Below are 21,770 nucleotides of genomic sequence, written 5' to 3'. Positions count from 1 at the left end.
CTAATTTTTATTAATATAATACTTTACTAGATTTTGAACTGGTTCTTTGATAATGGAACCTATATGCAGACCATATTCCGAGCCTAACTCGCGTAACCAATCCGCATAGTTGTTGGCCACCGACCCCGTGAAATTAAACTGGCTGTCGGGGTAGCTCTCGGAAAGAGGCAATAAATAGGTTTTTATATAAATTTCTAAGCCTTTCTTGATATGTTGTGTTATATAGGGCTCGTCTCTGTTTTCGTAAATGAAGTCAGCAAAACTTGTTAGAAAAAGGTTGGGGTTTGGATTGTAATAAACGCGGTCTAAGATTAGGCGTCGGTCGAGGTTGTACTTCTGTAGGAGTTTTTCCCTTATACCGGAGGGCATGGTTTCAGTCAGGAAGTCCTTAAGGAGCTGCCTGCCCAGCCAATTGGTTGATCCTTCGTCGGCCAATATATATCCCAGCCCATAATTATTGGGCAGCACCTTTCTGCCATTGTAGTACGCCGCGTTTGATCCGCTACCGATAATCCCGACAATGCCTTTTTCGTCGCCGAACGTAGATATTGCGGAGGCCAGCACATCATGGCTAGCTTTCACCTTTGCATTCCGAAAAAACTGCGCCAGCACGCGTTCTATTTTCTCTTGCCGGTCCGGCGAGGAAGCCCCCGCGCCGAAGAAATAAATTTTACGGATTTTCTCGGCGTTATTGATCAGGTGATTGCTCTTATTTAGCAACTGTAGTATATAGCGCTCGTCTTGGATGTACGAATTGATACCGGAGGTACGAAAGCCGTGTAAAACACGGTTTTTGTCGGCAATTCGCCAATCCGCATATCTCGATCCGCTGAAAACAACTACAATCATACCGTCTTATATAGCCATTATTTTTGCAATCTCCACCAGGTCTTCATTGAGTTTCAACTCTTTTTTACTCAGCGCTTCTTCCAAAGGTGTGGTAACGATTTCGGAACCACGGATTCCCACTGTAGAGCGGGTATTACCTTTTAAAAGCTCGTTAACAGCCGCATATCCCATCCGTGTAGCCAGCACACGGTCTGCGCTGCTGGGCGCTCCACCCCGTTGGAGGTGTCCTAATATACTAACTTTTGTGTCAAAATAATCAAATTTTTCCTTGACACGCTTGGCCACGTTGGTTGCACCGCCGTTTTTATCGCCTTCGGCGACGATCACAATCATGGATGATTTGTCGCGTCCGGCATTGTGTTCGAGCATCTCGATGAGCTCGTCGATTGCTGTCTCCTTCTCGGGCAACAAAATGGCCTCAGCGCCACCCGCAACGCCGGCATTCAGCGCAATGCAACCTGAATCGCGTCCCATCACCTCGACAAAAAACAAACGGTTATGAGAGGCAGCCGTATCACGGATCTTATCGATAGCCTCAATGACTGTGTTATTAGCCGTATCGTAACCGATCGTGAGGTCTGTCCCGTTAAGATCGTTGTCAATGGTTCCGGGGATACACATAACCGGGATGTCATATTCCCGCGAGAAGATTTCGGCACCGGTAAATGTCCCATCGCCACCAATCGCTACCAGTGCATCCACGCCGGCATCCTTTAGGTTTTCATAGGCTTGTGCGCGGCCTTCTGTCGTCTTGAACTCCATGCAACGCGCCGTTTTTAGTACCGTGCCTCCCTTTTGAATAATTGAACTTACCGAGCGGCTGTTCATATCGAACATCGAGTTTTCGATCATTCCCTGATAGCCGTGGTATATCCCTGTTACTTTTTTTCCATTGTATAAGGCCGTTCTTACTGCCGCACGTATTGCCGCATTCATACCTGGAGCATCACCTCCGGATGTAAAAACGCCTATTCTATTTATTTCTTTCACTCGATTACTCATTTTAGGTTTTACGAATATAGTGTGTATTTTCTACACTATTAAATTTTTTTTGCTTTTTTTGGATTATTGTGATATAATTGGGCAAGATTGATACAGAACAGAAATGCAGAGCCTGCTGAGATTTAGGTTTTTTTAACACAGGGGGGACGAAATCCCCGATGGTGGCCCGGGCCGGTCCCGCTAATTAACGCGGCCGTTGCCTACCAAGCCGCATCAAAATGACCAGATAAATCTTCGCCGGTTCTAAATACACTGACACACTTAAATTTGAGATTATTTTGCAGACTCATTTTACTATAGACTGTGTTATATACAGTTTCAACGAGGGGAAGCTCCAGGTATTGCTTACAGAACGGAATGAATATCCCTATAAAGACTGGTGGGCATTGCCCGGCTTTTTCGTTGAGAAAGGGGAGGAAATGGAGGACGCCGTAAAGAGGATCTTATATGAGCACACAGGGCTTAAGGATATTTTTATGGAGCAGCTTGGCGCATTTGCCGGCGTAAAGCGTCACCCACAGGGGAGGATTTTGACTGTCGCCTTTTCAACAATTGTAAAATACGAGGATGTGAAGTTTAAGATTAAGCCCATTACTTCCTACATGCGTCAGGCGAAGTGGTTTGCGATTGATGAGCTGCCCGAACTAGCATTCGATCATCATCAAATTATCCAGCAATCGCTACGCAAGCTAAAAGATTCGATCAACTACTCGACGGCTGTGTACGAACTATTGCCGGAGAAATTTACATTGACGCAGCTTCAGCAAGCCTATGAAGCCATTTTAGGCAAAACCCTTGATAAGCGGAATTTCCGCAAGAAAATCTCGAACTCCGGGTTTTTAAAAGAGCTGCAGGAGGTTCAGAAAGGCGTGTCTTATCGGGCAGCACGCCTATATAAATTCGATAAACGAAAATTTCAGAAACAGCTTGGAATAGAATGAAAATGTAGTCACAAACCGCCATCATGTGTTAAATTACGGTTAAATTACAATTCAGATTGAATTGTTTCTTTGTACCTATGTAGCTTTTTTATATTTTTGAACGTTTTTAGAAAAAAGTCAAAAAGTATAAAGGTAAAAAATGGATACGAAGAAGGATCAGATTGTCCAGATTGCACTCAAACGGTTTTCCCATTACGGTTTTAACAAAACGACAATGAGTGAAATTGCGGTGGATCTGAACATCACGAAGGCAAACCTCTATTACTATTATCCGGATAAAAATTCACTGATTAAGGACGTGCTCATTTATATCTCTGACGATATCGTAGCGAAGGAGTACAGTATACTGGATCAGTATGATGGTGATCTTTTGACAGTTTTATTTCAATTATTGGAACTGAGGGCAGCGTATTTAAAAGAGTATTACGTCCTGCATATTAGCGAGAATGTGGAATGGATAAGAGGACGCGGGGTAGGATTGGTTTTAGAACACATGCACTATAAAGAAGTGGAGGTCATGCAGGAGCTGTTTAAGCGTGCTGTGGCTCGAGGAGAGATAGCGTTGGATAATATCGATGAGGCGGCAACTTCTTATATGGAGGTCGTCAAAGGGTTGAGTCTGCTCCGGAGTGTGGCGGATGTCCTTTCTGGCATGCCTAACGCCGACAACGTAGATAAGATTTTGGAAAGTCAGAAGCGTGTGACAAATTTTATATTTAGTAATAAAGTAATAGTAAATACCAGTTTATAGATAATCTTTTTTTAAGATGAAGATCAAATTTTTAAGTGTTTTAGCGGCCGGATTACTCGTTCAAATGAACGAGGTTCGTGCACAGGAGACTTTGACGCTGCAACAGGCGATTCGGTACGCGTTGGAGAACAAAGTCGAGGCACAGAAAGCCAGGCTTGATGTAACAAACTCGCAATACCAGGTTGATGAAGTTCGATCAGGAGCGCTGCCTCAAGTGAGTGGTTCGGGTACATTGACGTACAATCCGATGTTACAAAAAAGTGCGTTGCCAGGCGATCTCATTGGGCAACCCGGTACGACTGTAATGGTAGCATTTGGACAAAAGTGGCAATCCAATGCGACACTGACAGTGAATCAGCAGATTTTTAATCAGGCGTTATTTACCGGCCTCAAGGCTGCTAGTACAACACGTGAGTTTTATCAGATCAACAAAGATCTCACGGACGAACAGTTGATCGAAAAAGTGGCTAACGCGTATTATCAGGTATTCCAATCGCGTTTGCAAGAAAAAACGATTGAAACAAACCTAAATAACACGGAAAAGAACCGTCAAGTGATTCAAGGCTTGGTAGAGGCAGGGCTGGCTAAGCGGATAGATCTGGATAGAACGACTGTTCAGGTGAACAATTTGAAGACGCAGCTTCAGCAGGCCAGGAACACGTTGGAAATACAGGAAAATGCGCTAAAATTTGCTATTGGTATGGATATCACTAATGAGATTGTTTTGCCAGAAGAAACGTTCGCTATAGATGCTTCGGTGCTGGAAACTCAATCATCGAATTTAAACAACCGTACGGAAGTCCGTCTCTTGGAAAAGCAAGCGGAATTGCTAGAGTTAGATAAGAAGGCGACGATAGCTGATTATTACCCTACCTTGTCTTTTACCGGTAATTTAGGTTATTTGGGTATGGGGCAATCGTTTCCTATTTTTTCTAAAGACGTTGGCGTTAATTGGTCTGGTTTTTCGGGGCTTGGCTTGAATCTTTCCATTCCGATTTTCAATGGAGGAAGAACGCGGGCACAAGTCAACCAGAAAAACGTGGAGATCTTACGGGCAAAGGCGGATCTAGAAGATACGAAACTAGCTTTAAGCATGGCGAACGAGAATGCCAAAACACAGATCAAGAATAGTCTCCTAACGATCAGCTCAAGCCAGGCCAATGTACAGCTGGCAAAAGAGGTGTTGGAGAACACACAGAATAATTACCGGAACGGTTTAGCAACATTGACAGAGCTATTGGATGCGGAGAACTCCTACGCGGATGCGCAGACCAACTACAACACGTCGTTGTTGAACTATAAAATTGCTGAGGTTCAATTGATTAAAGCAAAGGGAGAATTAAAAACATTAGTAAACGAATAACTAACTTATCATATGAAACGAGGAATTATTGCGGTTGTTATTATCGCAGCAGCATTGGCTGGTATCATGTTTATACTAAACAAAAACAAGGCAAAAAATGAAGAGCAGACCGCGGTGGTTGCAGTACAGAATGCGGCAGTTGCTGTGCGCGCAGATGTTGCCGATATCCGGGAAGTAAATGCGCAATATGTTGCCAACGGTGTTTTTGCGCCTAAACAAGAGGTTAAGCTAGCTGCTGAAGCCGGCGGACGTGTGGTTAAAGTTTTTGTAGATGAGGGAGATTTTGTTCGGGCAGGTCAAACATTGGCTATTGTTAATGGGGACAAGCAAACGGTAACGGTGAACAATGCACAGGCTGTCTACGATAATGCGAAGTCAGAGCTGGCTAGATTTGAGAATGCCTATGCTACAGGAGGTGTAACTCAACAACAGGTGGAGCAGGCGAGGTTGCAACTGGAGAACGCGAAAAATAACCTACGAAGTGCACAGATTTCTGCTTCGGATGTGAACGTAACAGCCTCCTTTGCGGGCGTTGTTAATAGACGTGCTATAGAGCCGGGCTCATACGTGAACGCTGGTACGGAGATGTTTGAGATCGTAAACGTGTCTACGTTGAAGCTGATGGTTAATGTTGACGAAAAGAATATCGGACAGGTAAAAACAGGACAGTCTGTCCGCGTGGAATCGGCCGTCTTACCTGATCAAAAATTCAACGGTGTTGTCAAGTTTATAGCACCTAAAGCAGATGCCAGTCTGAACTTTCCTGTTGAGCTGGAAATAAGGAATAACGCTAACAACGATTTAAAAGCCGGTATGTATGGTACGGCGTACTTCGGAGGCGAGGGGGTTGTAAATGTGCTGACAGTTCCCCGTACTGCGTTCGTCGGTAGTGTGAGCTCAAATCAAGTATTTGTCGTAGACAATGGAAAAGCTGTGCTTAAGCAGGTGGTTGCCGGAAGAAGCTTCGGAGACTATATTGAAATCATTTCCGGTATTGAACAGGGTACCCAGGTGGTCACCTCCGGACAGATCAACTTGTTAGATGGCACACCTATCGAAATCATTAAGTAATCAGAGAAAATCTAGTCGATGAAAATTGCAGAAATATCTATAAAACGACCAAGTATAATTATAGTACTCTTTATTATACTTACACTTGGTGGTATCTTTTCATACTCGCAGATGGGATATGAGCTGATACCGAAATTTGAGGTCAACGTTATTACGGTACAGACCGTATATCCGGGGGCGGCACCTTCTGAGGTGGAGACTTCGGTAACTAAAGTTATCGAAGACGCTGTGGCCAGTTTGGAGAACGTGAAGAAGATCGAATCGAAGTCCATGGAGTCGGTATCTGTCGTAATGATTACGTTGAACACGGGGGCGGATGTTAACTTTCTGTTGACGGATGCGCAGCGAAAGATCAATGCTGTGGTCAACGAACTGCCGGACGACGTGGAGACACCGGCTCTCTCGAAGTTCTCCCTCGACGATGTGCCGATCATGAATCTGTCGGTGACTTCAAAACTGTCCGAAAAGGATTTATATGATCTACTTGATCAAAAGATTCAACCTGTTTTTGCGCGTATCAACGGTGTTGCGAAAGTAGATATGATCGGCGGTGAGGAACGTGAAATCCAGGTCAGCGTGAATCCTGACAAGCTGGAAGGCTATGGTTTGTCCATCGTTCAGCTGCAGCAGACGATTGCAGCTTCCAACCTTGATTTTCCTACAGGAAACGTGAAGACCCGCGATAACCAGACGACACTACGTCTGTCGGGAAAATTTGCTTCCATCGAGGAGCTGCGCAATTTACCGATCCGGACACCGGGCGGCGTCATGGTTCGTCTGAGCGATGTTGCCGACGTGCAGGACGGAATTAAAGATGTCGAAAAGATTTCACGGATCGATCGTCGCAACACGATCATGCTACAGGTGTTTAAACAGTCTGATGCAAACGCCGTAGAGGTGTCGGAGTTGGTAAGGCAAATGATAGGAACAGTAGAGAAGGACTATCAGCAGCAGGATGTGAAAGTGGAGATAGCAAACGACACCACCGAGTATACGTTGACAGCTGCTGACAACGTTGTACACGATTTGATGATCGCGATCGGGCTGGTTGCCTTTATTATGTTGTTCTTCTTACATAGTTTGCGCGATGCGTTTATCGCGGTGGTAGCGATCCCGCTGTCGTTAATTGCGACGTTTATTTTCTTAAATATTTTAGGCTATACGCTTAACCTGATGTCCCTGCTGGGGCTGTCGCTGGTGGTCGGTATCTTGGTGGATGACGCAATCGTTGTTATCGAGAACATTCACCGGCACATGGAGATGGGCAAAAACAAAGTCCGCGCAGCTTATGACGGTGCCCGCGAGATCGGCTTTACGGTATCGGCTATTACACTCGTTATCGTGGTTGTGTTCTTGCCGATAGCACTGTCGTCGGGGCTTGTTTCGGATATTCTCCGTCAGTTCTGTGTAACAGTTGTTGTTTCCACATTGCTATCCTTACTGGTGTCATTCACAGTAGTGCCGTGGTTATATTCTCGGATAGGGAAGCTGTCGCACATCGATAAGCACACATTCTTCGGCCGCATCCTTCACGGATTCGAGGCGGGGCTGACGAAATTAACGCGTTGGATCTCTGGAATTCTGGAGTGGTCGTTAAAAGGACGCCTTAACAAGGTGCTTACGCTATTGGTTTCTTTAATCTTGTTGATAGCTTCGTTCGTATTGGTAGGTAAGGGGTACATCGGTTCCGACTTCTTCCCGGGAAATGATAAGGGAGAATTCTATCTGCAGATCGAGATGAACAAAGATGCTTCCCTGGAACAAACAAACTTTATGACCCAAAAGGCAGAAGAGTATCTGTCGAAAAAGCCGGAGATCCAACGGATGATCACCACGGTTGGGCAGGCATCTGACGGAATGATGAACGCGTCGGGAACTAAATACAAGTCGGAAATCCATATCATTTTGGCCGATGGGTTTAATAAGACAGAGCCTACAAAGGTATATTCTGCTAAACTACGCCGCGAAATGGAGAATGTGCTGGTTGGGGCAAAAGTTAAGACCGTCAACATGGGAATTATGGGGGCGGAACAGGCTCCACTGATGCTGACAATTATCGGCTCGTCGCAAGAGGACGCGTTGGAGACGGCGCGTACGTTTGCCGATCTTCTGCGGAAGGTTTCCGGTGCATCCGAAATTAAATTGACATCGGAAGATGGAAATCCCGAGATCAGCGTAAGGGTAGACCGTGATAAGATGACAACGCTTGGGCTGGATGTATCCACGGTCGGTATGACTATGCAGACCGCGTTCTCGGGAAATACAGATACCAAGTTCCGTGCCGGCGATACAGAATATGATATCAATATCCGTTTTGATGAGGTCGGACGCGGTAACATCGGTGATGTACAGAATTTGAAGTTCATCAATCAACAAGGACAGGCGATCCGTTTGGAGCAGTTTGCCGACGTTTCGTATACTTCTGGTCCGACATTGCTTGAGCGACGCGACAAGTCGCCGTCCGTATCGGTGCAGGCACAGGTAGTAGGTCGTCCGGCAGGTTCAGTAGCTGCCGATTGGCAGGCTGAATTCGAAAAGGTACAGCTAAAACCGGGCGTATCCTATAAGTGGGGTGGAAACATGGAAAACCAGGAAGAAGGTTTCGGTACCTTAGGGGTCGCCTTGTTGGCCTCCATCATTTTGGTATACCTCGTGATGGTTGCATTGTATGACAACTTTGTAACGCCGTTCGTTGTCCTGTTCTCGATTCCGTTGTCGTTCATCGGAGCCCTTCTGGCATTGGCACTCGCTAATCAGTCGTTAAATATTTTCACGATCCTGGGTATCATCATGTTGATCGGTCTCGTTGCGAAGAACGCGATTATGCTAGTTGATTTTGCCAACCACAAGAAAGATTCGGGTGCGAGCACTTACGATGCCTTAATTGCGGCTAACCATGCACGTTTCCGTCCCATCCTCATGACAACCATCGCGATGGTTATCGGGATGGTGCCTATTGCCCTGGCTCAGGGAGATGGCGCGGATATGAACCGTGGTCTGGCGATCGTTATCATCGGAGGACTGTTGTCTTCATTGTTCCTTACCTTGGTTGTTGTACCGGTGGTGTACTCTATTTTCGACAGTCTAGGTAGACGATTCGGAAAGAAGAAGAAACTAGATTATGCCGAGATGATGGTTGCGGAATACGAGGAAAACGAGGATTACGTTGACGAGATGGCGGTTAAGCATTAGAAAGAAGCAGACAAGCATATACATTGTTTAAGCCAGCGCCCTTGAAGCGCTGGCTTTTTTTTGATCAGAAGAGTAGAATTTCCGGTAGAAGACAACATAATGAATGGAATCCAGCGCGCGACACATCGATGATGAAATTGTTCCATATAGCCCGCCGGTAGTGGGTTCAGGAGGGGTATGGTCTGCATACATGAACGTTGTTGGCACGTTCGGGACAGAGCGGAAATGTGATACGTCTGGTAGGTTTTCGTATTGGAGCACGATTTTTGCTGTGGTTAGGCTATAAACCTGTCGTAGTACCATGTGGTGTGCTATAAAAATATTCGTTAACCAATAAAAGAGGAGGTCATATGAACCTGGTCCAAAAAATTGAACGTTGGGGCGACACCCATCATCCACGGTGGCTTGACATCGTACGTATCGTGCTTGGTATTATTATTTTTGCAAAAGGAGTGAGTTTTGTCGGCGATCGGGAAGCGGTAGCCGAACTTGTTCGACAGACGCACTTCCAATTGTCAATCTGGTCGGCAGTGCACTATGTTGTTTTCGCCCATATTGTTGGCGGACTGTTTATCATACTTGGTTTCCAGACCCGGCCGGCGGTAATTTTTCAGATTCCGATTTTGATCGGTGCTGTTTTCTTCATCAATATCACGAATGGCTTCGGCTTTCTAAACTCGGAGTTGTGGCTATCCCTTATTGTATTGATTCTGTTGTTTGTATTTCTTGTGGCAGGTTCAGGTAGATATTCACTCGACAATATGATGAATAAGCCTGGATATGCACGCGATATCTGATATCTAACGAAAAGAGGTTGTCTTTTTGGACAACCTCTTTCTTTTTTATTGGTGTTTTTCCATGATGATGGGCGGAAAGGTCCGCGTGTAGGACCTTGACTGACTTACCATATCTTGATACGTTCTTCTTTTGCTTTATACATCCTGTCGCCAGGTTTTGTATCAAAGGCTTCATGGAAGGCATCCAAGTTGATGATTGGAGCAAAGGCGCGGTACTGAGCAGGCGAGTGGGGATCAGTCTTCACTTGGTTTACCACGAATTCATCCGTAGTTTTTGTCCTCCAGATTGTCGCCCATGAAAGGAAAAAGCGTTGTTCTGGAGTAAAACCGTCGATCAAGCCGGGATTTCCTTTGTCTTTTAGGTACATCTTTAATGCATCGAATGCAACGGAAGAGCCACCAAGGTCGCCGATATTTTCTCCTAATGTGAAGCGGCCATTTACGAATACACCGGGGACAGGTTCGTACGATTCGAACTGTGCGACTAAAGCATTTGCAGCTGCGTCAAATTTCTCCTTGTCTTCGGGTGTCCACCAGTTGTTTAGGTTTCCATTTCCATCGTACTGCGAGCCGGAATCATCAAATCCGTGAGATAGTTCATGGCCAATGACCGCCCCGATACCACCGAAGTTCACGGCAGCGTCAGCTTTATAGTCATAAAATGGTACTTGCAAAATAGCTGCGGGGAAGACGATCTCATTAAACAATGGGCTGTAGTAGGCGTTGACGGTCTGTGGCGTCATGCCCCATTCAGACTTGTCCACAGGTTTGCCCTGTTTCGCCAGGTTTTGTTCAAATGCCCAACGGCTAATACTGCGGACATTTTCAAATAGCGAGCTGCCCACCGCCAGCTTAGAATAGTCTTTCCACTTGTCAGGGTAGCCTATCTTTACTTTAAACTTGGACAGTTTTTCCAAAGCTTTGGCCTTCGTTGCGTCAGACATCCAATCAAGGTTCTGTATATGCATGTTGAAGGATTTGATCAGGTACTGCACCATTTCTTCACATGCCGCCTTCGCTTCGGGAGGAAAGTTCTCCTTCACGTACAGCTTGCCTAAAAGCTCGCCTGCTGAGCCGTTTACAAACTCCAGTCCGCGTTTCTCGAGGTCGCGTTGTTCTTTCTGTCCACGTAGTTTTCGTCCGTAGAAGTCGAATGAAAGTTCATCCAATTCTTTAGTAAGATACCCTGTTGCATCGTTCATAACGTTAAACTTCAGGTATTCTTTGATTTGCGGCAGGTTCGAAGGCGATAAGATCTTGTCAAGGTTTTGATAATATTTTAGCTCGCCGATGATAACTGTATCCGCTGTAAAACCCAGCTGTTTGATGTATTTCGCAACGTCGATGTTTTTAACCATTTTTCCGAGGTCGGCTACCGCCACGGGGTTGTAACGCTTCTGCGCATCGCGCGATTCTTCGATTGTCTTTAGGTAAGATGCAATTTCCTTTTCGAACGCGACGATTTTAGGTCCTTTAAGATCTTTTGTACGTTGGTCGACCTTGCTATAAAGTGAAGAAACGAATGTAGCATATTGTCCTAGCGTCTCTGTGTTTTTGTCGTCAACCTTCTGGTAGTAAGACCGGCCTAGACCAAGACTTCCGCCGCCTAGGTACACCGCGTTTACGTCGCTGTTTTTCATATGGGCGTACACATAGGCACCAAAGAAAGGGTTTCCGCCTTCAGGGCCTACCTCCAATAAATAATTATAGAGGTCATCAAAGTTTTTAATGGCGTCTATTTTATCTAGGTATGGCTTTATAGGTGTTATACCTAGCTTGTTACGAGACTCAAAGCCAACATATGATTTATACAAATCGGCAATTTTTTGGCCGTCCGTTCCCTTTTCGAAGGTTTGTCCTAACGATTCTTTCAGAATCTTGAGTACAGCAACGTCGGTGTGTTCCCGCAGCTCGTCGAAAGATCCCCAGCGAGCCTTATCTGATGGTATTTCGACGGTTTTCATCCAGTTCCCGTTGACATAGTTATAAAAATCATCTTGTGGACGTACAGTTTTGTCCATATAGGACAAGTTAATTGCTTGATGTTCCTGGGCGAATAGGTATCCTCCTGATGCAGCCACAATGGCTGCCATAGCAAGAAATTTTTTCATCTGTATAATTTATTTTTTTTAAAAAATAATGAAGTTCTCAGGTTATTCATCCCCTTTATGCGGTTTGAATAAACCATGATGGGTTCATATGAAGTTATTTAGTTTATATGCAAACATAGTAAAAGAAAACCGAAAAAATCGTAACGACCTTGTATCAAAAACCTATTTTATGTAATTTACGCTTATGATTTGGGACATTGATGGCCAGGAAGTAGTAGTCAAGATAAAAGACGGAGGAGATGTTGAAGTTATACAATGGGAGGAAGATAAACGCGTAATAAGCGTGCCGGCATTACTATCCCGCGAGGAGGCAGCGTGGGCGCTGCGTTCGATTGTTCGCTCGGCATCCGTTTTGTCAGATCCGGTTTCGTCGGTCGATTCGCTTGAACTGTTCGATAAAGTCTGGCGGTTAAAACGCGAGCCTCATGTTCCTTCTCCCTTTATTAAGGGCGGTATAATATATTGTAAATCAGGTAAAAATACGCTTACATCTAAACAGAAAGAAGCCGTCCGGGAAGCTTTGTACCGACAGCGGTTGATGGATAGGATAGGCTACTGGGAAGAGCGCTTCAACGTACTGGTTCCACAGATAAATGTACGCCGTATCACACGATATCCATTCCGACTTTGTAACCGGGGCACCTATATCACTTTCGATAAGAAGCTTTGTGATCAGTCGGAGGAGCTGCTTGACTACTGCGTCTGCAAGGCTGTGCTGTTGTTTGCGAACAGCCCGGGGTCCGAGCGGGGTGCCGTCTTAAAAAAATACTTTCCCTCGTCGGCGTTTCTGGAAAAATTAATTGCGTATGCATATGGAACCGATATTCGTCATTAGACTGCCTCTGGCCAAGCCCTTGTTCGACCGCTGGCAGGCGCAGCCCGACCTGCTGCTCAGGCTGATGAGTAAAGAGCAGATGGAGGCGTTAGACGGTTTTATCGTCGACAGGCTAGCGGACAGGGACGGTGGTCCCGGAATTTCAGCACGGAATATAGACAAGCTACGCTTTGACGACGCCCTTCGAAATGGCTCGTTCCGCCTGCATTTTCAGATCGATCGGCGTTACTGCTGCTCGGATGTGACGAGCTGCAGCGACGACTACATTGATTTCACGTTTGATTACGATGGGGATGTCATAGTGGCGCAGGGCAGTTACTTCCAATGGGATTTAGATAACTAAGTTATTTTCATTTCCCGACAGTAAAAGCGGCGGCATGCTCTGACCGATATCGCCGGGCGTGCAGGGTTTATACAACGCCCCGGCCCGCTGATTCCCCTGTCGGAGCCGGTCCAAACATGACGACAACCGGTATATGATACTGATGTTTATCCTTTACGTAGGTATTTGGTTAGGATAACGATCGTCTGTCCTTCTATTTTACCTTCGACCTGTGCTACGTTGTCCTGCACAAGCCGGATGTTCTTGACCACGGTTCCCAACTTGGCCGTGACAGACGATCCTTTTACGTCCAGCGTTTTAATCAGAACGACCGTGTCTCCGTCATACAGACGTGTACCGTTGCTATCCTGGTGAAACTGAACGGTAGCATCCTGTTCATGATCGCCCGTTTTCTTAGCCCATTCCAGCACGTCATCATCCAGATAGAGCATGTCGAGGTTGTCGGCTGCCCAGCTCTCCTGGCGTAGCCTGCTTAACATGCGCCAGGCGACCACCTGTACCGCCGCATGGTCTGACCACATCGTTTCCGAGAGTGTTGTCCAGTGTGCTGCATCAAGCTGTTCCTGCTTTTCGATTTGGTCGATGCAGGTTTTGCAGGCTAAAATACTGTTGTCAGCAGTCTGCTGCTCCGTTGGAGGAACGGCGTACACCGACAGATTTTGGGCTGTTTTACATAGCTCACAGGTGTTGTGGCTTCGCTCTATTAGCAGGCTCTCTATTGTTGTCATAATCTGTTTTGCGGCGAAAATACGAAAATTAAATGGCTAATGGCTAATGGCAGATAGCAAATGGCATATAGCAGATGGCTATAAGCTGTAAAGGTGTTAATTTGTAAAGTCGTAAAGCGAGAGGCTAATGGCATATAGCAGATGGCTATAAGCTGTAAAGGTGTTAATTTGTAAAGTAGTAAAGTGAGAGGCTAATAGCAGATGGCTAATGGCATATAGCAGATAGCTAATAGCAGATGGCAGCTGTGGAGAGGCTGTGGAGGCGCAAGATCTTGCGTCTCCACTACCCACATCTAATATCTCAAATCTAATATCTCAAATCTCACTACTCACTACTCAAATCTCAATACTAATTTGTAATATTGAGTAACTAATTGACAGAACTATGAAATGGCAAGGCGGCCGCCGTGGCGGCAATATCGAAGATAGGCGTGGGATGAGCGGGGGGCAGAAACTGACGCTGGGCGGAATCGGCGGCGTCATCGTCCTGATCGTTGGTCTGATGATGGGTGGAGATCCGTCGCAGATACTTAGCCAGATGCAGCAGGGGAGCTCATCATCGGCAGCACCTGAGTCGTACGAATCATCGCCGGAGGAAGATCGGCTGCTTAGCTTTGCGGACGTCGTGTTGGTTAGCACCAACGACGTCTGGACAGGACTTTTTAAGGCCGAAGGACAGACCTATCCCGAACCGAAGATGGTGATATATCGGGAGGGTACCCAAACGGGAGGGTGTGGTTACGGGCAGTCACAGTTTGGACCATTTTACTGTCCGGGCGATCGGGCGATTTATCTTGATTTGGGTTTTAACAAAGAACTTTCGGAAAAGTATGGCGCGAAGGGTGAGTTTGCTTTAGCCTATGTAATTGCGCACGAAGTGGGGCACCACCTTCAGCATGTGTTTGGTGTGCTGGAAAAAACCAATGCGATGCGTGGCAAGGTGAGCGAACGGGAGTATAACAAGATTTCGGTTATGACGGAGCTTCAGGCAGACTTTTATGCCGGCGTCTGGGCGCACCACGTCAAAAACTACAGCAACATAGAACTGACATATGAAGATATTGTCGACGGAATGAGGGCTGCAGCGGCCGTAGGGGACGACCACCTGCAGGAGCAGGCATATGGGCACTCCAGCCCCGAGTCTTTCACCCATGGCACGTCGGAGCAAAGAGCGTACTGGTTTAAAAAGGGATACGATACCGGCGACATCCGTGCAGGAGACACGTTCAGTGACCCGAGCCTACAATAAAAAGCAGGTTTATTGTACCAATAGGTTGCAGCCGCGGATATCGCTATTGTCAAATCGTCCCAATACTTCAAATGAACCATCGGCATGGAGCTTGCCTAGATCCTGCGTCGCAATGAACGGGCACGAGTAAAGATTCGCCAGATCAATGACATTGATCGCCCCTGATCTGCCGTAAGCGACAAGGCTCAATGGATCGTTTGTATCGCGTATTAATATTTTCATCCAGGGCGGGAACCGGAAAAGTCCGTTTCCGAATGAGTATGCCTGCGACAGCAGTTCCGTCATCCCGTATTCGGAATGTATGGTCCCGACACCAAATCCGCTACATAATATCTGATGCAGCTCCTCACGTATCATTTCTTTACGTCTGCCTTTCATACCTCCGGTTTCCATAACGATGAGGTCGGGAAAGTCGGCCCGATAGCGTTCGCAGAAATCAAGCAGCGCATAAGTAACACCAATCAACAAGGTTTTGGTGCCCGTATTTTTTAGCTGGATCAGGGCGGCATATAGCTCGTCGTGATCGTACAGAAAATATCCAGAAGCAGGGTGTGTACTTTGTCTGATAAGGTCGTCGACCATATATATTAAAGAAGATCCGGCACGCTCCAGATAAGAGGGGAGAAGCGCGAGGATGGCCATATCTTCCGCCTTGCCATAGAATAGTTCGAAACAGCGGCGAAAGCTCTGCTCGTACCACCCAAGGTCTGCAACGTAGTGCTTACTCGTGGCCATGCCGGTCGTGCCCGAACTGCTGAATGTTATCTGAGGAACCCTGTCCGACGCATATATGCGTTGCGTTTTGAAAAACTCAATCGGAAGGAAAGGAATATCGTCTACGTCTTTTATGGCGGATACCTGCTTCCCAAGACAGTCGACGTACTGCCTGTATACCGCATTATGCTGGTATTGAAACCGGAAGGCTTCGAGACAGCAACGATTAAATTCCTCTTGATTGCCGATAGTAAAAACTTGTTTCTGCATGTCGTACAAACTTAGGTAAAGTTAGTAGTGAGATGTGAGTATCGAGAAGTGAACAGTTAGAGCATAGAATCTTTTTTAATTTTCACTTTTTTACTTTTTACTTTTTTTATAATAAACCCGTTGTGCGTAAAGTGATGTCTATCCTTCGACAATGTCAGGCTGCGCACTTCGGCAGGTTCAGTACAGGCCCGTCGAAGCCCAGGATGACACGGTAAATGCACAACGGGCTATAATAATAAAAATGCTTACAGCATACCACCATCTACCGGGATAACTTGCCCGTTGATGTATGCTGATAAATCGGATGCTAAGAAAAGACATGCGTTGGCTACATCTTCCGTTTCGCCGGCGCGTTTTAGCGGGATGTTTGCTTCCCAGCCGGCCACTACCTTCGGATCCAGGACGTCGGTCATTTCGGTACGGATAAATCCGGGAGCAACCACATTTGTGCGGATATTGCGCGATCCTAGCTCGCGCGCGACCGATTTAGAGAATCCTATAATGCCGGCTTTAGATGCGGCGTAGTTGGCCTGTCCTGTGTTTCCCTGTATTCCAACGACGGAGCTCATGTTAATAAAGGAGCCCTTGCGGTTTTTCATCATGACTTTGGATGCCGCTTTCGTTACGTTGAAAATTGATTTTAAATTAATGTTAATGACGTCGTCCCAGTTTTCTTCCGTCATCCGCATTAAGAGACCGTCTTTGGTAATGCCGGCATTGTTAACGACGATATCGATTGTGCCGAACGCGGCGACGATGTCGTTAATAAGCTGTTCAGCTTGATCGAATTGTGATGCGTCAGATCGGAAGCCTTTTACCTTGGTGCCGAATGCCTGTAATTCTTCTTCCAGTGCTTGTCCTTTTTCTACGGACGATAAATAAGTAAATGCAACGTTTGCTCCATGTTGAGCAAAGACCTCTGCGATTTTTCTGCCGATGCCTTTTGATGCGCCCGTCACCAGAGCCGTTTTGCCTTCTAATAATTTCATTTTATCTAGTAGTTCCTTTTTAAATAATCCCACAAAAATGTTAAATATCTATAATATAACCTAATTTTTTCTAATACTGGCTGATGGCAGATGGCAGATAGCTAATGGCAGATGGCTATAAGCGTAAAGGTGTTAATTTGTAAAGTCGTGAAGTGAGTGGCTAATGGCAGATAGCTAATGGCAGATGGCTATAAGCCGTAAAGTCGTTGATTTGTGAAGATGTAAAGCCGTGGGGCTAAACACAACAATTGACCTCGTAGAGGTCATATTTCAATAGAAAACCATGTACCCAATGACACGCCCCTGACGGGGTCGAATAAAAAGTCCGTCGTTTTTGATAGCAACGACCGTCATCTAACCATTCTAACCCACCTAACTATTCTCACTCCTAACTCCTAACTCCTAATTTCTGACTTCTAACTTCTAAAATGTAAAGTCGTTGATTTGTGGAGTCGTTGAGGAAAGCTAATGGCGGATGGCTATAAGCGTAAAGTCGTTGATTTGTAAAGTCGTGAAGTGAGTGGCTAATGGCGGATGGCTAATGGCAGATGGCTGATGGCAGATGGCAGATGGCTAATGGCACATGGCTAATGGCAGATGGCAGATGGCTAATGGCAGATGGCTATAAGCCGTAAAGTCGTTGATTTGTGAAGATGTAAAGCCGTGGGGCTAAGCACAACAATTGACCTCGTAGAGGTCATATTTCAATAGAAAACCATGTACCCAATGACACGACCCTGACGGGGTCGAATAAAAAGTCCGTCGTTTTTGATAGCAACGACCGTCATCTAACCATTCTAACCCACCTAACTATTCTCACTCCTAACTCCTAACTCCTAATTTCTGACTTCTAACTTCTAAAATGTAAAGTCGTTGATTTGTGGAGTCGTTGAGGAAAGCTAATGGCAGATAGCTAATGGCGGATGGCTAATGGCGGATGGCTAATGGCAGATTATAAGCCTACTGTACTCAATACTCAATACTCACATCCAATATCTCCCATCTAATATCTCACATCTAATATCTCCCATCTAATATCTCATATCTAATATTTGAAAGAATTTTGACATTTTCATTCGACTTAAATCGTTTCGAATGTTAATTTTGTACGGAATTTAAAAATCATGGGGAAAAAAACTACAAAATCTGAAGTCGATGTTGTACTGATTGGAGCGGGTATCATGAGCGCAACATTGGGCACATTAATCAATGAGTTAAGTCCTGATATCAATATTGAAATCATAGAACGGTTAGATGTGGTGGCTGCCGAGAGCTCGGATGCCTGGAACAATGCCGGAACCGGACACTCTGCCTTATGTGAATTAAACTATACGCCTGAGCGGCCGGATGGAAGCGTGAAGATTGACAAGGCTATCAATATCGCGGAACAATTTGAGATTTCGAAGCAGTTTTGGACCTATTTGGTTGAGAAAGATATTCTAAAAAATCCCAAGGAATTTATTCGTCAGGTACCGCATATGAGCGCCGTTTTCGGCGAGAAGGACGTCAAGTTCCTGCGCACACGTTTTGAAGCCATGGAAAAGGAAAATCTTTTCAAAGGAATGGTGTACACGGAAGATAAGTCTGTGTTGAAAGAGTGGATTCCGTTGATGATGGATGGGCGTGCAGACGACGAGGTAATGGCTGCCACGCGGATGGAAATTGGAACCGATGTTAACTTTGGTGCCCTGACGCGTGATTTAATTCAGCATCTGCAAGCGAAAGACAATGTTGAACTTTCGTTGAATCAGGAGGTGCGTGACATCGACCGCGAAGATGACGGCCGTTGGGAAGTTGAAGTGAAAGATTTAAAATCCGGGCAGCGACGCAAGATCAAAGCCAGATTCGTATTCATCGGCGCAGGTGGACGTTCCCTGTTATTGCTGGAAAAATCCGGCATCCCTGAAGCCAAAGGATACGGCGGATTTCCGGTTGGTGGACAGTGGTTGCGCTGCAAAAATGATGACATCATTAAGCAGCATCACGCGAAGGTGTACGGAAAAGCATCTGTAGGTGCTCCGCCGATGTCTGTGCCTCACCTGGATACGCGGTACATCGACGGCGAACAGGCCTTGCTTTTCGGGCCGTACGCAGGATTCTCTACTAAATTTTTAAAGAAAGGATCTTATTTTGACTTGCCGGCTTCCATAAAATTGTCGAATATCCGTCCGATGATTTCTGCTGGTCTAGACAATTTAGATCTCACAAAATATCTCATCACGGAGGTGATGAAAAGCCCCGCCGACAAGTTAGACGCTTTAAAGCAGTTTATGCCGACAGCGAAGATGGAAGACTGGGAAATTGAGATCGCGGGGCAGCGGGTGCAGGTGATAAAGAAGGATCCTAAACATGGCGGCGTACTGGAATTTGGTACGGAAGTGGTATCTAGCGCTGACGGATCTATAGCGGCATTGTTAGGCGCTTCTCCAGGTGCATCGACATCGGTAGCGATTATGGTTAATCTGCTAAAGAGATGCTTCCCTGAGCGTGCCAAGTCTGAAGAATACCGGAAGAAGCTGCGTCAGATCATTCCGTCATGGGGCAAAAGCTTAAATAATGATCCTGAGCTTTGTAACGAGGTGCGTCGTCGTTCGCAGGAAGCATTGCAACTGGCATAAGTGCCGCTTCATACATCCGCAGTTCGCCTTATAAAAACATGGTGTAAGGATGAAACGACAGCTGCGAAGGTACTTTCGTACCCTCTCTGACAGGGATGGGCGGCGCATCTGAAGGGTTATATTTGTCTGCATGTATTCCGTTCCCAGAAGTGCAACTGATAGGCAACAGGTTGTCCGGAGAAGTTTTCTGATGAATGGGCTTATTCCGCGTAAAAAGCGGGCGGAAGTTTGCTGCGTGATCCGTTTTATCTATAACAAACAAGAGATTTGACAGAAATCATTGATAAGATCTGGTCTGCGTTTCAGGAGACCTCCTGGCTGGAAAGAGCTGCCGTCGTTTTTGGTATAATACAGGTTCTTCTGTCCAGGAAGAATAAAATCTCAAACTACTTTTTTGGAATTCTGTCGATCATCCTGACGATATCCGTGCTATACGCTGCCCGGCTCTATGCCGAGATCCTGCTAAATATCTATTACCTGATCATGAGCTTCTATGGCCTATGGTACTGGAAATACAGGAACGTCGAGCTCCGAGAGGCGCCCATAACGCGGTGCGATAGCCGTGACTGGAAAATTGTCGGGGCGATTGCCATTGGGGGATACCTTGTGCTATTTTTCCTATTAACTTCGTTTACCGATTCCGACGTGCCAATGCTGGACGCTATCGTATCGAGCACGGCCTGGGCGGGTATGTGGCTTTTGGCGAAGCGTAAAATTGAAAACTGGATCTTGTTAAACGTCAGTAATTTAATCGCCATACCGCTATTGATTTATAAAGAACTGTACCTATTTGCCGCCTTGACGATCTTCCTTTTTGTGGTTGCCATTTCCGGATACCTGAAATGGAAGAAGATGATGGCGGCACAGCATACAACGATGCCATGTTAGACAATCAGCTCCAAGCATTGATCCGGGATGAAGTCCCACGGGCCATTGAACAGAAACGGTTAACGCCAGTACTGCTGGACCTCGTGTACAGACGGAATTGGTTTAATTTATGGGTGCCTAAGGACTACGGCGGACTCGGCTATGATCTGTCGGGCGGATGTAGGTTGCTGGAGGAACTCGCTTATGTGGACGGTGGATTCGGCTGGACGGTTACGCTTTGCGCAGGCGCCAATATGTTTGCGGGATATATTGATCCTGTTGTTGCTTCTCTGGTTTTTGCAGACGAAAAGGTTTGTTGGGGAGGTAGCGGAAAGCCTTCCGGACGCGCGGAGAGGGTCGGCGACGGCTTTGTGCTTAATGGGACCTGGAAGTATGCTACCGGCGCACCTCATTTGACTCACTTCACGTTGAACGCCTGGCTCTATGAGGAAGGGATGCCGGTCGTAGATACGGATGGTGAGCCCGTATACCGTTCTTTTTTTGTTGGTCGCGATCAAGTACTCATCCATTACGATTGGGATACGTTCGGATTGGAATGTACCGCGAGTCATAGTTTCTCGCTCTCGGATATATACGTTCCGGAAAATCATGCCTTTGATTTACAGCCGGACAACCGGACACACGGCGATCTATTGTACCGCTATCCTTTTATGACGTTTGCCGAGTGCACATTGGCTGTGAACTACATCGGCATGTTCAGACGATTTCTCGATCTTTTCGAACGCCTCCTGTTTTTGAAGTCTGCCGACCCGATCTGGGCAAAAGAAAGGGGAAAGGAGCTTTTTCGGCTTGTTGACGCTAAACGCACGACTTTCGAGCAGAAACATCAGCGGCTTTATTCGCTGATGGAACAGACCTGGGGCACCGAAGCGCCCGAAGAGGCGTTACTTACGGAGGTAGCCATGTTGACCAGAACACTGGTGCGCGCTATTAAGATGGATACGGTAGAGCTATTTCCTTTTGCCGGGATAGCGGGAGCCCAAAGGGACAATGAACTAAATATAGTATTCCGCCATATCTTTACAGCTTCCCAGCATGCGTTACTAAACACCTGATAAG

Annotated in this window: 19 protein-coding genes; 12 read left to right on the top strand and 7 right to left on the bottom strand. The window is 46.2% G+C overall.

The annotated features are described in order from the left end of the window. Both BC792_RS05240 and pfkA read right to left on the bottom strand, forming a co-directional pair. Complete coding sequence (locus BC792_RS05240; protein WP_148907941.1) at positions 1-849, bottom strand: hypothetical protein; 849 nt, start codon at positions 847-849, stop codon at positions 1-3. Between the two features lie 6 nt (positions 850-855). Further along, on the bottom strand, positions 856-1,851 hold the full coding sequence (pfkA, locus tag BC792_RS05235; RefSeq protein ID WP_425262447.1) for a 6-phosphofructokinase: 996 nt from the start codon (positions 1,849-1,851) through the stop codon (positions 856-858). A 278-nt stretch (positions 1,852-2,129) separates the two neighbouring features. On the opposite strand from pfkA, the gene BC792_RS05230 reads away from it, so the two are divergent. The 5 genes from BC792_RS05230 to BC792_RS05210 all read left to right on the top strand — a co-directional run bounded on the left by BC792_RS05230 (position 2,130) and on the right by BC792_RS05210 (position 9,169). After that, complete coding sequence (locus BC792_RS05230) at positions 2,130-2,792, top strand: NUDIX hydrolase (protein WP_148907939.1); 663 nt, start codon at positions 2,130-2,132, stop codon at positions 2,790-2,792. Positions 2,793-2,931: 139 nt separating this feature from the next. Next, entirely contained in the window at positions 2,932-3,543 is a 612-nt protein-coding gene (locus BC792_RS05225; protein ID WP_148907938.1) for a TetR/AcrR family transcriptional regulator, read from the top strand. A gap of 16 nt (positions 3,544-3,559) precedes the next feature. Then, complete coding sequence (locus tag BC792_RS05220) at positions 3,560-4,906, top strand: TolC family protein (protein WP_148907937.1); 1,347 nt, start codon at positions 3,560-3,562, stop codon at positions 4,904-4,906. A gap of 12 nt (positions 4,907-4,918) precedes the next feature. After that, positions 4,919-5,977 (top strand): efflux RND transporter periplasmic adaptor subunit, encoded by a 1,059-nt coding sequence (locus BC792_RS05215; RefSeq protein ID WP_148907936.1) that lies wholly within the window; start codon positions 4,919-4,921, stop codon positions 5,975-5,977. Positions 5,978-5,995: 18 nt separating this feature from the next. Continuing rightward, a complete protein-coding gene (locus tag BC792_RS05210) occupies positions 5,996-9,169 on the top strand; it encodes an efflux RND transporter permease subunit (RefSeq protein WP_148907935.1) in 3,174 nt (1,057 codons plus the stop codon). A 27-nt stretch (positions 9,170-9,196) separates the two neighbouring features. Here BC792_RS05210 and BC792_RS05205 read toward each other — a convergent pair whose 3' ends face one another. Further along, the gene (locus BC792_RS05205) at positions 9,197-9,472 is read right to left on the bottom strand and encodes a hypothetical protein (protein WP_148907934.1); all 276 of its coding nucleotides are present in this window, start codon (positions 9,470-9,472) and stop codon (positions 9,197-9,199) included. Positions 9,473-9,519: 47 nt separating this feature from the next. Here BC792_RS05205 and BC792_RS05200 point away from each other — a divergent pair, with 47 nt between their 5' ends. Beyond that, positions 9,520-9,966 carry a DoxX family protein gene (locus tag BC792_RS05200; protein ID WP_148907933.1) on the top strand — a complete coding sequence of 149 codons (447 nt, stop codon included), beginning with the start codon at positions 9,520-9,522 and terminating at the stop codon, positions 9,964-9,966. Between the two features lie 104 nt (positions 9,967-10,070). On the opposite strand, the gene BC792_RS05195 is transcribed toward BC792_RS05200, so the two are convergent. Then, the gene (locus tag BC792_RS05195; RefSeq protein WP_148907932.1) at positions 10,071-12,077 is read right to left on the bottom strand and encodes a M13 family metallopeptidase; all 2,007 of its coding nucleotides are present in this window, start codon (positions 12,075-12,077) and stop codon (positions 10,071-10,073) included. A gap of 184 nt (positions 12,078-12,261) precedes the next feature. On the opposite strand from BC792_RS05195, the gene BC792_RS05190 reads away from it, so the two are divergent. After that, positions 12,262-12,912 carry a M48 family metallopeptidase gene (locus tag BC792_RS05190; protein WP_148907931.1) on the top strand — a complete coding sequence of 217 codons (651 nt, stop codon included), beginning with the start codon at positions 12,262-12,264 and terminating at the stop codon, positions 12,910-12,912. Continuing rightward, positions 12,890-13,255 carry a hypothetical protein gene (locus tag BC792_RS05185; RefSeq protein WP_148907930.1) on the top strand — a complete coding sequence of 122 codons (366 nt, stop codon included), beginning with the start codon at positions 12,890-12,892 and terminating at the stop codon, positions 13,253-13,255. The genes BC792_RS05190 and BC792_RS05185 overlap by 23 nt, the downstream gene beginning before the upstream one ends. Before the next feature lie 146 nt (positions 13,256-13,401). Here BC792_RS05185 and BC792_RS05180 read toward each other — a convergent pair whose 3' ends face one another. After that, a complete protein-coding gene (locus BC792_RS05180; RefSeq protein ID WP_148907929.1) occupies positions 13,402-13,983 on the bottom strand; it encodes a PhnA domain-containing protein in 582 nt (193 codons plus the stop codon). Between the two features lie 385 nt (positions 13,984-14,368). Here BC792_RS05180 and ypfJ point away from each other — a divergent pair, with 385 nt between their 5' ends. Continuing rightward, positions 14,369-15,232, top strand: coding sequence for a KPN_02809 family neutral zinc metallopeptidase (gene ypfJ, locus BC792_RS05175; protein ID WP_148907928.1), 864 nt, complete (start codon positions 14,369-14,371; stop codon positions 15,230-15,232). Between the two features lie 9 nt (positions 15,233-15,241). Here the strand turns inward: ypfJ and BC792_RS05170 are convergent, their stop codons facing one another. After that, positions 15,242-16,216: a LuxE/PaaK family acyltransferase gene (locus BC792_RS05170; RefSeq protein WP_148907927.1), complete on the bottom strand. Its 975-nt coding sequence runs from the start codon at positions 16,214-16,216 to the stop codon at positions 15,242-15,244. A 245-nt stretch (positions 16,217-16,461) separates the two neighbouring features. Beyond that, a complete protein-coding gene (fabG, locus tag BC792_RS05165; protein ID WP_148907926.1) occupies positions 16,462-17,205 on the bottom strand; it encodes a 3-oxoacyl-[acyl-carrier-protein] reductase in 744 nt (247 codons plus the stop codon). Between the two features lie 1,124 nt (positions 17,206-18,329). Between fabG and BC792_RS05160 the strand changes: the two genes are divergently transcribed. The 3 genes from BC792_RS05160 to BC792_RS05150 all read left to right on the top strand — a co-directional run bounded on the left by BC792_RS05160 (position 18,330) and on the right by BC792_RS05150 (position 21,766). Beyond that, positions 18,330-19,823 (top strand): malate:quinone oxidoreductase, encoded by a 1,494-nt coding sequence (locus BC792_RS05160; RefSeq protein WP_148907925.1) that lies wholly within the window; start codon positions 18,330-18,332, stop codon positions 19,821-19,823. A gap of 267 nt (positions 19,824-20,090) precedes the next feature. Beyond that, entirely contained in the window at positions 20,091-20,711 is a 621-nt protein-coding gene (gene pnuC, locus BC792_RS05155) for a nicotinamide riboside transporter PnuC (protein WP_211357477.1), read from the top strand. Then, positions 20,666-21,766 (top strand): acyl-CoA dehydrogenase family protein, encoded by a 1,101-nt coding sequence (locus tag BC792_RS05150; protein ID WP_148907924.1) that lies wholly within the window; start codon positions 20,666-20,668, stop codon positions 21,764-21,766. The genes pnuC and BC792_RS05150 overlap by 46 nt, the downstream gene beginning before the upstream one ends. The last annotated feature ends 4 nt before the right edge of the window (positions 21,767-21,770 follow it).

The sequence above is a fragment of the Sphingobacterium allocomposti genome (assembly GCF_008124885.1).
Classification (GTDB): Bacteria; Bacteroidota; Bacteroidia; order Sphingobacteriales; family Sphingobacteriaceae; genus Sphingobacterium; species Sphingobacterium allocomposti.
Note: the sequence above shows the minus strand (reverse complement) of the source record. Positions and strands in the feature narration are given on the sequence as shown.